Below are 13,747 nucleotides of genomic sequence, written 5' to 3' on the forward strand. Positions count from 1 at the left end.
TCCCCTGGTGAATGCGTTACAATAGGATTAATTTATCCCACGGCGCTTCCTATGACAGACTCTCAAGTAACAACCCAAGCAAGTATTGGTAAATTCAATCAGCTTAATATTGTCGCCATGACGGACCAAGGCGCTTATGTAGATGCGGGTGACTTGGGTGAAATATTACTGCCTAAACGTTACTTACCAGAAAATTGCCAAGTTGGTTTGAGTATTAAGGTCTTTATTTATGCCGATTCTGCAGACAGACTTGTTGCTACGACTACCACGCCATTAGCGCAAGTGGGTGAGTTTGTTTCTCTGAAAGTTATTCAAGTGAATAAAATGGGCGCTTTTCTTGATTGGGGCTTACCAAAAGATTTATTAGTGCCGTATAACCAACAGCATACCGCGATGGAAGTCGGTAAATACTATTTAGTTAGGGTCTTCCTCGACCAAACAACGGACCGTATTGCCGCTTCGAGTAAGTTAGATAAATTTATTGATATTTGGCCAGCAGAATACCAACAAGGTGACAAAGTTAACCTTATTATTGGCGGTAAAACAGACTTAGGTTTTAAGGCCATTGTCAATGATCTACATTGGGGATTACTTTACGACAATGAAATTTTCCAGCACCTTAGAGTCGGCAAACAGATCACCGGCTATATTAAACAAGTGCGAGAAGATGGCCGTTTAGATTTGCTTCTAACCCGTGGCAGTAAAAATAAAGTCAATGATTTCTCTGAAAAATTACTCGCGCATATTGCTGATAGAGGCGGCGTAACCTCACTACACGATAAAAGTTCGCCAGAACTGATTCAAAGAACGTTAGGGGTGAGCAAAAAAACCTTTAAAGCAACCGTTGGTAACCTACTGAAAAATGGTAAAATTGCTATCATCAAAGACGGTATCAAGTTAGTTTAAGCGATATTGAGATAACAAAAAAGGGTGGTAACTAAGTTACCACCCTTTTTTGTGTCTGCTAATTTAGCCATGCGATAATGAACAAAACAACGTTAAAAGCTACCTCTAACCCCAATACTTAAGTTTCGTCCCGGTAATGGTGCGATCTCTTTTAAGAATGACGAATGTACCCTTGCATGCTCATTAGTAAGGTTTTGTCCCTTCAAGTACACCGTTAAATCATCACCTACGCCAGCGATATAATAGTTGATGTTGGCATCAACCATAGTATAACTATCCGTTGCTGTTTCTAACTCAGCAATATCATCTTGCTCAAAGTAATGACTGACACTGAGTTCACTATCAAAGCTATCTGCTTGGTAATTAAAAATAGCGCCAATACGCATAGGTGGAATACGAGGCAAGTTATCATTTTCATCTGCATTCACCAACCGAGCACGAATATAGTCCGCGATTAAACTTGTTTTCAATGAAGAGGTTACTTGGTAGATAAACTCTGCTTCAGCGCCGTACATTTCCACATCATCTTGTTGATAAACTAAAATAGGTAGCCCTTGTTCAGCTTCATTCTCACTGGCATGTCCATGATCTTCAACAAAAAACAAACCGGTATCTTGCTGATAATAATAGTCATCAATGCGGTTATAGAAGGCGCTAACCACATAACCAAAATCACCGTTAAACTTTCGTAAGGTGACGTCTAAATTAAGTGACGTTTCAACGCTCGGTGCTTGCTCTGCTAACTCGACATGAATATCATCACCCTCTTGATGAACATCAAACATAGCACCCACTTCAAAGGTATTAGTACCAATGTGTGGACCGAAAGAGAATAGCTCCCCAGAAGAGGCTGCACGTTGTGATAATGCTAATGATAGCCCTAGGTTATAACCTGATTGATAATCCCAGACTAAACCCGCTGAAGCACTAATAGGCGTAAATGATTGTTGCTCGAAAGTAATTAAGGTTTCATGATGATCATGCGCTGAAGGCTCAGTATGCGAGCCGTGTTCACCTTCAAAACCAATAAGACTATCATCAGCATCGATATTTACTTGCTCTATTCTAGCGCCTAATTGCAATAATACTGGGCCAAAATGCTTTTCCTCTAACCAAGCTGCTGCGAACATGTCCGATCTTGATGGTGGAGCGAAAGCTTCCTCTCCCAACGCTTTAAAGTCCGATGACTTATAATGTAATGTCCATGCGCCTTGCCAGCCAAAGAAATTCTGATGGAATAGGTCAATACGTGCTTCAGTACTTTTATTACTGAAGGTTGTTCCCACTAAACCTGACTCTATTTCTTCGTGCTGATAGTCACTATAAGCAAACTTTGTGGCAACCTTGTTGATGAATTGCTGCTCAAAATTATATTCACCCAGCACCTGCCACCTATCTTGCTGCATTTTTGCGTAAACGCCTTCATCATTGTCGTTGATGGCTAAGTTTTGAGAGTGTTCACCTTCATGTTCTTCACCGTGGCTATGCCCAGGAATACCGTATTCTCTATTGATAAAACCATAAGAGAAGCCGATAAAACCATTATCAAATAAATAGCTTGCTCCTAATGTCGCGCCACTGGCAGTTGCGGCACTATTTTCAAGACGAACATCGGAGTGATCTTCATGATGGTCATCGCCATGTTCGTCTCCATGTTCGTCTCCATGACCATCATCATGTATATCCGCCGGTCCGGCTAGTTTGTAATCATTAGAATCACGTAGAAAACCATCAAAATGAAAGGCGAAATCATCCTTTCCCGTTTGGATATTTATTGACGCCTGCTGTTCATTGGAAACATCGTTATATTGTAACAAGTAATCAACTTCATTCTCATTGCTCGTCGGCACCCGGTTATCAACAACATTAACCACACCGCCAATAGCGCCACTGCCATAGAACAGTGTCGCCGGGCCACGTAATACCTCTATTTGAGTTGCCGTGCTAGTTTCCGTGGCGACCACATGGTCAGGGCCAACCCGCGAGGCATCACCAACATCCAAGCCATTTTGGGTAATCAGTACTCTTGGGCCGTCCAAGCCTCTAATAATAGGACTACTGGCAACAGGGCCATAATAGCTTGAGTGAACGCCAACTTCATTTTTCAAAGTTTCGCCCAAAGTTGACGACTGTTTCATTTTCAATTCATCGCCACTGATCACATTAATAGGTAAAGCAGACTCTATTGAGGAGGTATGTAAAGGCGTTGCGTGTACATCAATCACTTCCATCACTGACGCAGATAGCGTTATATTGATGTTGGAAATATTATTTTCAGCTACCGTTATTTGGTGATTACTGTGACCATAGTTTTTAGCACTGATGTGCAGCTCAAAAGCACCTTGCTTAACATCACTGAAGCTGAAAACGCCTTGAGCATTTGAACGGGTTTTCTGTAATTCACTACCTAATTCAATGGTAGCGTTTTGAATAGGTTTTCCTTGTTTATTTAGCACCACGCCCGATACTTGCTGAGCAAAGCTGACTTGACTAAAACATAACATAGCGCCTAAAGCTGAAAATACACTCGCATTGATAATTTCTTTTACCGGGCGTTTTATTTGAGTAGTGATACTCTTTTGAGTGACAAAAAAAGACATAAATTGGTTTCCGAAAATTTTTCTGGAGAGGCTATTTACCAACACTTTATTGGCAAAAAAATAGCTAAAGCAAGCATGGCCTTATTTGACTAGGCATACTTGACGATTAAACACAGGTTAAAAATTTACAGAGAAATGGGTGGTGCTCTTAATAGCGGTGACACATAGGCTGTGGCAGCGATCGCTATATCGATAATGCGGATCTTTTTAAGGTGAATGATACTCGTTGAAACTAAGTACAGCCCAATAGGGCTTGGAGGGGAATCAATACCCTGTTGGCATAAATGACAATCATGTTGTTCAAAAGTTGATACAACTTCCAATTCAGCCTGGGAGTAGTGCTCACTGTGGGCAAAGAAAGCCGCACAAAAGAGTAAAAGCGTCAGAATACTCTGGCGAATTTGTCGCTTATTAAATTGACGCTGATGTTTAAGATAAACAGATTTCATAGTTGTTATAATATAACACTTTATAGCTAAGCTCAATAATTGCTTCTGCAATTGAATAACTTAATGCTCACCCTGCCAGTAATAATAGCTAATATCATCTAAGAGCCCATGCTAAACAGTCTAGCTAGGCTATACTTTGTCCAGTGCTATTGTCCTGCAATCGGATTGAGTAGTTATGTTATCTAATGAATACAAGGATATCTTTATGACACTTTTCGCAAAAACCCCATGGAGTAAAGCCTATAAACGCTCAATCAACCCCATATTATTATTACTACCCATAGTCGTCATTGCGCTACCTAGTTATAGTGAGAGTTTTACTGCTAAGCGTACTGGTCAAGGTTTTACCGGTTTAACTCAAGATTTTACTTCTTCACTCAGTAACCCTGCTTTACTGACCAGGTTTGATCAAGAAGATGATGTTTTCTTTTCTTTGAATTTTGGCATCATGGCTTCTGATAAATACCATGTTATCGATACAGCAGAAGATATTAGTAACAACCTCGATAAACTATCCGACGATATCAACGGCTCCCAACTGCAAAACTTTCAGTCAATAGGCCAAGTTCAAACATATTATGATGATTTAAATCAGCAAGTTGATGTCATCATTGCTGATCTGGAAAAGATCGATGAAAAAGTCGTTAAAATCCGTAACGGCGTGAACTTCCAAGTATTGATACCTAACCAGTATGTAAGCATTGGTTTTTTCACCAATCAATATGGCCGCGTGGGCGGCATTGTAGATTACGACGAAGGCGATGAAAAAATACTTAATGACGCCGTTTTATCCGGTAACTTAGATTTGGATGACCTTAAGTCGGTAACAACAGCGGTTGGTTATTCAATTGCTGAAGCTGGCATTATGGCTGCTTATCCCGCAGTAAAACATGCCAACTATGATTTAAGTGTTGGTGCTAAGTTAAAATACCAACGTGTTGACCTTTTTTATAATCGCGTAAAAATCAGTGAGTTTGATGATGATGATTTTGAAATAACTAACGACGAAAATATCACCGATGAAAGTGGTGCCAATATCGATTTAGGTTTTTATATCGCCTGGGGTGATGAGCGTCAATGGCATGCAGCGCTGGTCACCAATAATTTGATCAAACAAACTGTCCATCATGTTGAACAGGATATTACCTTTACTTTAAAAAGCAGCACTAGCGTCGGTTTAAGCTATCAAATTGACTGGCTTAGTCTTGCTGCTGAAGTAGACTTAACCGATAGGGAGCATTTTGCCTCTTTAGAGCCATCAAAGTATGCGAGTGTCGGGGCTGAGTTTCGTTTCTATGAGCACATTCAGTTTCGCTTAGGCTATCGCACTGATTTAAATGATATTGACGATGATATTTATACTGCAGGTATTGGTATTTCACCTTGGGATGTGTTCGCCGTTGATATTGCCGCCTTTACGGGTGATAACGATACCGTTGGTGCTGCTCTGCAACTGAGTTTGAAAATATAATACCATCCGACTAATTAATCCGTTTGGTATAATACGGTAATCCAACCGGGGTGACATCATAAACTGCCACCTTGTTTTAGCCTATAAACCGGAGTTCCCTTCGGTGCGAATAAAAGCCGCTAATGAGTAATATTCAGAAGCGGCTTTTATCTTTTTAGAGCTTGTTGTGCTGATATTAAAACTAAATTAAAGCTTAAAGTAATTACAAAACACCTTATAAAGCTCAGTGCCTTGATTAACACTGGCAGAAGCAAAATGTAAAATAGGAATAACATCCTCATCAACCGAAACATTATGTAAGGCTTCACCATCACCATAGTTATCCATACGGAGTATTCTTGCTAAAGGTTCACCTGCGGCTAAAGGTTTACCGAATTCAGCAAGGTAATCTACCATGCCGCCCATAGGCGAATATATGGCTTTATAATCTTTCAGGTAACAAGCATAACGGGTCATTGCTTTAGGCTGATATTGTTGATTATCAATGACACCTTGGGAATGTAAATAAGCCAGAATACTTGAGGCATCTTCTTTAGCCACATCTAGGTCTATTTGCTCTTGTGAGCCTAATTCAACAGTGAAACTTTCCCTTTTGAATGCTCCCTTGCCCATAGTAAAATTCCGCCCTAGCTTTTCAAAAGCCTGCTGTAAGCTCCACCATGGGCAAAAAGTCGCTTCGTCCATAGCGCCACCAAAGTCATTATCAATCAAGATGGTATGTTCAATATCGAAATATTCTGCACTGGCTTGCGCATATTCAGGGCAATATAAGTGCTTACTTGAAATAGGCCCGGTATGTAAGTCTAAAACGATATCGGCCTGATGGGCAAGGCGTTGTAATTGGTAAGCAATTCGTTGTCCTGTCGTTATGCCCCAGATATTGTGCGCGAGTTTTTGATCTAGCTCGGTAACCAAAAATCGTTTAAAATCATCTCTTATGTCTGCTTCATTCGCATCAAGATATTGTTCCGCAAAGGGCTGAATCATACTTTGATTAAAGTGATACATCCGATTCCAATTTACCCCGGTAATGGGATCAAAACGCCCTAAGGTGTACTCGCCATTTTTATGGTTACACGCAACAGGGTTAGCATAAGGTACCAAGGTGATATTACCTCGTAAATCACAATGCTGCAGCAGTTCAAGCAACTGAAAGATAACTGCATTACCTTGTACTTCAGCGCCATGCATATTGGCTTGAATATAAACACTTGCTGCTGAATTGTTTTCAGATTTGAAACTATAAACCGGTACCGTTAGTTTGGCGCCACTCGCCATTTCACCAACGGACATAACTTCTTTGGTAAATTTATTCATCATTATTTCCTTAACTCGCTTTCACTATGCCTAACTATTTCTTAACTATGCCAAATAAGATGAAGCAGGTTTAGCTGCTCTAACTTGAGTGAGTTGGTCATCTTGGTAAACATATTCAGCGGCCAATTCATGGCATAGGAAAAAAGGCATACTTTCAGTAAAACCATAAGCACCGCAATAACCAAATACCAGTTTTTCTCCGACAGCAATGTCATTAGGTAAGTCAAAATGGCCTAATGTATCCATACTGGTACATAAGGGACCATGAAGATCAAAAGCCTGGGTAGAAGTAACATCATCTGTTTGACCTGCTCGCAATAGCTTTACCGGAAAAGGCTGGTCGGTAATTGCCGGGCGAAGTAAATGATTGATACCCGCAGCCAATACTAATTGTTCTTGGCCATAATTCATTTTTCTATCGACAACGGGTACAACATAATAGCCACATTCGGCCACAGCAAAACGCCCTAATTCGAGCCATAGCTCTTTAACACCCGCTTTTTCTTTGATAACGGCTAAATCCTCAATAACTTGAGACCACGACAACATCTGCCCTTGCGCTAAATAATCAATGCCTAAACCACCGCCTAAATCGAGTACCTCTAAAGTCATGCCAATACGGTCAGCTAAATCAGATAATGGCGGCACCATTTGCGACCAAAGTGAGAACATTTTTTCATTACTGAGCATATTTCCCCATTGAAAAATATGTAACCCACAAAGGTTTAAAGCGGGATAACTATCAACATGGATATTCTGCCACTCAGACACAGATAGGCCAAATGGCGTTAAACTGTTACCACCCAGTGGATTTTTCTCACCTTCAGGCCATTGTAATTGTACTCTGAGCAAGACTTTTGGCTTAACAACTTTATCAACCGATATTGCCTGCTCAAGCACCACTTCATTTAACCAATTAAGCTGATTTAGGCTCTCAACCACAAAGGTATTAACGCCCTTTTTGACAAAAGCCGCTAACTGCGGCTTAGATTTAGCCGGTCCAGTATTTAATACTCGGCCGGGGTCAACTCCTTGTGCCAGCACTTGCGTTAATTCTCCCGCACTTGCCACGTCAAAATCAAAGCCCGCATGGTCTAGGGTTTGAATGACTTTCGATAGCGGGTTCGCTTTAACGGCAAACCATAATTTAATAACATCTTGCTGCTGCAAAGTCGCTAAATATGCTTTAAGTGCATCAAGCTGATAGACAAAGTAACCCTGTTCATCTTCAGGAGATACATGCTCAATCAGGGCATTTTCAATACGGGGGTCAAACCAAGTCGGTGTAGTCATGATATTTTCTTTTAAATTTTTAAACGAGATATATTTAGATCAGGGGTAAATAAACGCTAAGCTGTGGAGCTCAAATTAAAGGAATAAGTACGGAGTTGATGACTATCAATGAGTACTATTGACGAATAAGTTGAGCTTTACGGCAACGAGTTTATTTGTCCCTAACTATTATCTTAAAATTGATTCTAGTTCAAGGGAGGCATCAGACTGTTCATCACGATATTTCACGATCAGTGCACAGGCCATGTTTAACCCTTGCGCTTGTGCCCACTCACCTTTAACCGGGCGAGTACCTGGAACCACCACCGCATTCTCTGGAATTTCTGCACCCTTTTCTCGCATCACTTGGTTTACACAGTCATAAACCGGCACTGATTTAGAAAGTGAGACACCCGGTGCCAGTACCGCGCCTTTTTTAACGACAATACCTTCAACAACAACAACGCCGGCACTTAAGAAAGCATTATCTTCAATAATCACCGGACTTGCACCAATCGGCTCTAAGACACCGCCTATTTGTACGGCAGCTGAAACATGAACATTTTTACCTATTTGTGCACATGAGCCAATTAACGCATGGCTATCAACCATAGTACCAGTATCAACATAGGCGCCAACATTAATATACGCTGGCGGCATGATAATCACGCCTTCAGCAACATAGGCACCCGCACGTACCGATGAACCTCCAGGCACTAAACGCACACCATCTTGTGGGGTAAACTGTCGAGCAGGTAGGTTATGTTTATCAACAAAACCTTGATAGTTATCACTGAAAGCAACATTCTTGCCTGCTTTAAAAGCCGCTAAAATACCTTGCTTTACTTCAATGTTGACATGCCAGTTACCGGCATCATCTTGATTTGCCGCTCGTAAAACACCTGATTCCAACTGCGCTATTACATCTTGCCAGTTCATTTGTTACTCCGCTTCTCTGCTATAAAAGATTGATAGAAAATAATGAGTACTGAGGGCATTATTACAGGCATACGAAAGCACACTTGATCAATAAAACTCAATACATAGTGCGGAGGACTGGGCAATTACAAAGAAGAGCATAACAACAGCGGGGCTGAAATTTTGGCTAATATGCAAAGGCCAGAAGCTCCCCACTTAAATAACCGTCAAGGTTATTGTTCAAAGTGACAGTTGTTGGGATTCAGCCCACTACTTTACATCGCTACAAAAGTTATAAAGTAAACAACCGATAAACAGCCCATCAAATAACTGTTTATCTCGGCGTTAATCCCCCTCATTACTATCAACAGAGTTTGATCTCTGCTTTTGGCTGTATTAAAAACACCATACAAACAAAACAACGGTAATTACCTGGTTAACGCTCCTCTTCTGGCCCTATTAAAATTTAATGGTTAGTTATTTAACCACTAAATTGGAATTAGGGACGTCTGCTATTTAAGCATTATTTTTATTGAGGTTCAATTAACTTACAACAAATAGCCCTATTTCCTTATACTGATTTGCCGTAGAATATAATCTTTGTTCCTATTCTGTTTATTGCCCTATGTCATTGTCGAATCCAAGCCAAGTTTTGTTGCGTAATAGCGAGCTACTCATTGCTAAAGCGCCATTGTTAATTAACTTACCCGAAGATGGTTTTATTGATGCTTATGTTGAGCTACACCAGCCAACTAACATCCATTGTTTCAATACCAATTTCATTGATTATCAAGCACTCCTCAACAAGCATGGCAGCAAAGTAAACACTACATTCGCCAGTTTTTATCAAAGTAATATTCATCATGATCTCGTTATCATTGCTTTTCCTAAAAGCAAAGCTGAGCTGAACTTCACTTTAGCGATGATTGCCCACTGTGTAACCGCAGAGACAAAAATATTATTAGTAGGCGAGAAAAAAGGCGGCATTCAATCGGCTCCGAAGTTAACCAAAGAAATATTATCAAATTGCCAGAAAGTCGATGCAGCGCGGCACTGCCTACTTTTCGTTGGGTTTTTTCAGCCAGAAAAGCTATCTAAAACCTTCAATTTAGCAGACTGGTTTAAGAAGTATCAACTTACTGTCGAAGGTATTACACTTACTATTGCTTCACTACCGGGTGTTTTTAGTCAACAAAAACTTGATACGGGTACTGAATTATTACTCAGTAACCTTCCCGAAAAAATGTCGGGAAATACGCTCGATTTTGGCTGTGGTGCAGGCATCATTAGCTGCTTTATTGGTAAGAAATTTACCGATACCCGTTTATCACTACTAGATGTCAGCGCCTTAGCCTTAACATCGGCACAAGAAACACTCACCTTAAACGGCTTGACCGGTCATGTCTTTGCGTCTAATAGCTTATCTGACGTTAAGGAAAAGTATCAATTTGTAGTCTCTAACCCTCCTTTTCATCAGGGGGTTAAAACGCACTATCAAGCGAGTGAGGAATTTTTAGCCGGTATCAATAAACGATTAACCAAACAAGGGAAAATCACCATTGTTGCCAACAATTTTTTACGTTATCAGCCAATTATGCAAGCACATATCGGTGAGACTCATGTGATAACCAAAGCGAAAGGGTTTACTATTTATCAAGCTCAGCTATCATCAAAGTAATCAAGGCTAATATAGTTACTACCATGGCTAAAACTAATAAAGTTGTATCACTTCATAGCCGCTTCATACAATGCATCATGGCGTTAACGGCTATAATATTATTTATCACTTCACTGTGTATAATTTACCTGGTTGATAAGCAGGCTAATCAAACCATTGCCAATGAAACAAGAGTTTGGGCCAATATATTGGCGAAAATAAGTACTCCATTCTTAGAGGAAAATGATGATGTCAGCCATATTAAAGTAACTAAATTGCTAAATATGGAGCTAAAGCAGGCAATCATTACGCCGATTATTAACCGCATTTATGTTTACAGTTTAAATAAAACTGGCAGTATTGAGTATTTCACTAGCTATAAGAAAAATTATAACTTCCCCCCCGCTAGCAATAAGCCCCCTGAAACATCACAATTAAATAATATTCAGTATCAAGAAAATCATTTAGAGCTCGTGGTAGAAATTAAAAAAGCTGAACAAGTTCTGGGTTATTTACTCATTCAATCGAGCTTGATAGACAAACAAAATTTCATTCAAAAGCTTATCTTTATCATGATCATCCTACTTATCTCATCATTACTGATTGCCTTCGTTTTTAGTCAATGGCTTTTTAAAACGACAACAAATCCTATGCTGAATTTAATTGAAGATATAAATAAAATATCTCAGAGTAGAAACTACCAAACAACATTAGCTAAACAACCTTACAAAGAGCTTGAGCATTTAAGCAAAAGTATTAACGTACTGTTACTTCGCACTGAAAAGCACATTAATAACTTTATTGAAGAACATCAACACGATCAATCCCAAAACCAAGCATTAGAAAACCGCCTTAGCGCTAGAACTAATGCATTAAAAGAGTCCAATCAAGAGCTATTATCGACGTTAGAAAAACTACATGAGTTTCAAGGCCAGCTAGTAGAAACAGAAAAGATGGCATCACTTGGTGATATGGTTGCTGGCATTGCGCACGAAGTAAACACACCAATAGGTTTAGGTGTCACAGCCTCAAGTTTATTAGCAGACAAGCTAAGCGAAATACAAATAGCCTTTACGGAGAAGACCTTAAAATCGAGTCAATTAAAAAAATTCTTAACGGATGGCGATGAAAACATTGCGATAATATTACGTAATTTAGAGCGGGCAGCTAAATTAATATCCAGCTTTAAAAAAGTTGCGGTAGACCAATCAAGTGCAGAAAGTCGTACCTTCAATGTTCGAGGCTTGGTAGACGAAGTCTTATTAACGTTATCAGCGAAACTAAAGTCTAACAATGTAACGGTCTGCGTTGAATGTCCCGACGATTTATACATAAATAGCAAGCCTGGTCCTATTAACCAAATACTAATAAACCTGATTCTAAACTCTATTCATCATGCTTTTGATGGCGTAGATAATGCGATTATTACTATAAGTATTATGAATTTAAGTGATCAACTACATATAAATTACAGTGACAATGGTACTGGCATTGATGAGTCCATGAAATCAAAAATATTTGACCCTTTTACCACAACTAAACGTGGTAGTGGTGGTAGTGGGCTAGGTATGCACTTGGTTTTCAACCTAGTAACTCAAGCGTTAGATGGCTACATTACCCTTGAGAATGAAAACAAGCCTGGTGCCAGCTTTGATATCACCTTTCCAGTAGAACTAGCAGCAAGCTAATGAAATAATTACTTTTAAAAATTGTTTTTTTATTTCCATGTGACTAAAATAGTTATATAAATGTAAACAACGTATATTCACTAGATAATAATAGCTATAGCCATTAAAAATATTAGGTAAAGTCCAACATGCAAACTTATCAAATCTTAGTTGTTGAAGATGAAGATGTCACTCGCTTTAATTTGCGCAATTTATTTGAAGCAGAAGGTTACCTTGTTTTCGAAGCTGTTGATGGTGAGAGTATGGCTGAACAACTCAAACTAAATACCATTAACCTGGTCATTATGGATATCAATTTACCCGGTAAAAATGGCTTACTATTAGCGCGAGAATTAACCGCCAACAAAGACTTGGGATTAATTTTCCTTACCGGCCGTGACAGTGATATCGACAAAATACTTGGTCTAGAGATTGGTGCTGATGATTACTTGACCAAACCTTTTAACCCACGCGAGTTAACGATTAGAGCGCGTAATATATTAAGTCGTATTGGTCAAACGAGTACCGAGCCAATGCAAAGTATAGTGAGCTTTAATCAATGGACCTTAGATGGAAATGCTAGGCAGATGACTAGCCCTGAAGGAGAAGTTATCGCGATTCCTCGTGGCGAATACCGCGCTTTAAGCTTATTGATTAAAAATTCTGGAAAAATAATTTCACGTCAAGAGCTAATAAAAGAGATGACCGGCAGAGATTTACGCGCGAATGATAGAACCGTTGACGTTACCATCAGGCGCCTACGTAAACATTTTGAACTTAGTCCCAACACTCCAGAAATGATAAATACCATTCATGGTGAAGGTTATCGTTTCGTCGGTACACTTGACTAAATTTTTTGCAGCCCTGCTGGGCTGCTATATTTGCCCCATCATTATTTGAGTTAAACTGCTCACAGTAATTGAGTAATACCACTAGCAGCAACTATCAAGCCAACGTTTAAAAGCTGATATCCCTTGTTGGTTAGCAACTTTTAACTCAGTTAATAAAATAACCTTTTCATGTTGCTGAGCATCCGTATGCTCTAATACCTTCAGCTGCTCATATAATTGACACATACCAACACTAGCCGCAGCCCCCTTCATTTTATGACAATGCGCTTGCCAGTCTACTATTGAATTATGCTGTTGTGCGTTTTCAATATCTTTAAGATAAATATCAACTTGTTGGCAATACAGCGCAAACATCTGCTCGACAATATTTTTACCTAAGCTATCTAAATAACCTTGCAGTAATTCTGTATCTAGCTCAGGACTCGATTGTTCAATGGCCACAGATACATCCTTAATGATAAATAAAAAAGAATAGCACCATATTATCTTAGTAATAAAGCCTAGACAAATTTTTACCAAGCCCATTAAGTTAGTTGCCACTCAGAGCTTGCCAGATTTTTGAGAACAAATAGATTTTTTTTACATATAGTCACTCTATATCAAAGAAATTTTGTGCGGTTATCGAATAGTTGGAAAGCT

At 39.5% G+C, this 13,747-nt stretch carries 11 protein-coding genes and 1 riboswitch; of the genes, 5 read left to right on the top strand and 6 right to left on the bottom strand.

Annotated features, from left to right (window positions below):
* Window positions 1-51: 51 nt before the first annotated feature.
* Window positions 52-906, top strand: coding sequence for a CvfB family protein (locus tag F580_RS0108170; protein ID WP_019027226.1), 855 nt, complete (start codon window positions 52-54; stop codon window positions 904-906).
* A gap of 92 nt (window positions 907-998) precedes the next feature.
* On the opposite strand, the gene F580_RS0108175 is transcribed toward F580_RS0108170, so the two are convergent.
* Both F580_RS0108175 and F580_RS0108180 read right to left on the bottom strand, forming a co-directional pair.
* Entirely contained in the window at window positions 999-3,506 is a 2,508-nt protein-coding gene (locus F580_RS0108175) for a TonB-dependent receptor (RefSeq protein WP_019027227.1), read from the bottom strand.
* A gap of 125 nt (window positions 3,507-3,631) precedes the next feature.
* Window positions 3,632-3,955, bottom strand: coding sequence for a hypothetical protein (locus F580_RS0108180; RefSeq protein ID WP_019027228.1), 324 nt, complete (start codon window positions 3,953-3,955; stop codon window positions 3,632-3,634).
* Window positions 3,956-4,160: 205 nt separating this feature from the next.
* Here F580_RS0108180 and traF point away from each other — a divergent pair, with 205 nt between their 5' ends.
* Window positions 4,161-5,426: a conjugal transfer protein TraF gene (traF, locus tag F580_RS0108185; RefSeq protein ID WP_019027229.1), complete on the top strand. Its 1,266-nt coding sequence runs from the start codon at window positions 4,161-4,163 to the stop codon at window positions 5,424-5,426.
* A gap of 186 nt (window positions 5,427-5,612) precedes the next feature.
* Here traF and F580_RS0108190 read toward each other — a convergent pair whose 3' ends face one another.
* The 3 genes from F580_RS0108190 to F580_RS0108200 all read right to left on the bottom strand — a co-directional run bounded on the left by F580_RS0108190 (window position 5,613) and on the right by F580_RS0108200 (window position 8,954).
* A complete protein-coding gene (locus tag F580_RS0108190; protein WP_019027230.1) occupies window positions 5,613-6,743 on the bottom strand; it encodes a succinylglutamate desuccinylase/aspartoacylase family protein in 1,131 nt (376 codons plus the stop codon).
* A 45-nt stretch (window positions 6,744-6,788) separates the two neighbouring features.
* Window positions 6,789-8,036 (bottom strand): PLP-dependent decarboxylase, encoded by a 1,248-nt coding sequence (locus F580_RS0108195; protein WP_019027231.1) that lies wholly within the window; start codon window positions 8,034-8,036, stop codon window positions 6,789-6,791.
* A gap of 168 nt (window positions 8,037-8,204) precedes the next feature.
* Window positions 8,205-8,954 carry a 2,3,4,5-tetrahydropyridine-2,6-dicarboxylate N-succinyltransferase gene (locus tag F580_RS0108200; RefSeq protein WP_019027232.1) on the bottom strand — a complete coding sequence of 250 codons (750 nt, stop codon included), beginning with the start codon at window positions 8,952-8,954 and terminating at the stop codon, window positions 8,205-8,207.
* 176 nt (window positions 8,955-9,130) lie between these two features.
* Window positions 9,131-9,391: riboswitch (Lysine riboswitch) on the bottom strand.
* A gap of 167 nt (window positions 9,392-9,558) precedes the next feature.
* On the opposite strand from F580_RS0108200, the gene F580_RS0108205 reads away from it, so the two are divergent.
* The 3 genes from F580_RS0108205 to arcA all read left to right on the top strand — a co-directional run bounded on the left by F580_RS0108205 (window position 9,559) and on the right by arcA (window position 13,108).
* Complete coding sequence (locus tag F580_RS0108205; protein ID WP_026301334.1) at window positions 9,559-10,611, top strand: methyltransferase; 1,053 nt, start codon at window positions 9,559-9,561, stop codon at window positions 10,609-10,611.
* A gap of 23 nt (window positions 10,612-10,634) precedes the next feature.
* Window positions 10,635-12,278, top strand: coding sequence for a sensor histidine kinase (locus F580_RS0108210; protein ID WP_019027234.1), 1,644 nt, complete (start codon window positions 10,635-10,637; stop codon window positions 12,276-12,278).
* A 128-nt stretch (window positions 12,279-12,406) separates the two neighbouring features.
* Window positions 12,407-13,108, top strand: coding sequence for a two-component system response regulator ArcA (gene arcA, locus F580_RS0108215; protein ID WP_019027235.1), 702 nt, complete (start codon window positions 12,407-12,409; stop codon window positions 13,106-13,108).
* A gap of 81 nt (window positions 13,109-13,189) precedes the next feature.
* Here the strand turns inward: arcA and F580_RS0108220 are convergent, their stop codons facing one another.
* Window positions 13,190-13,549: an Hpt domain-containing protein gene (locus tag F580_RS0108220; protein WP_245560599.1), complete on the bottom strand. Its 360-nt coding sequence runs from the start codon at window positions 13,547-13,549 to the stop codon at window positions 13,190-13,192.
* Window positions 13,550-13,747: the final 198 nt, after the last annotated feature.

It is taken from the genome of Colwellia piezophila ATCC BAA-637 (genome assembly GCF_000378625.1).
GTDB classification, from domain to species: Bacteria; Pseudomonadota; Gammaproteobacteria; order Enterobacterales; family Alteromonadaceae; genus Colwellia; species Colwellia piezophila.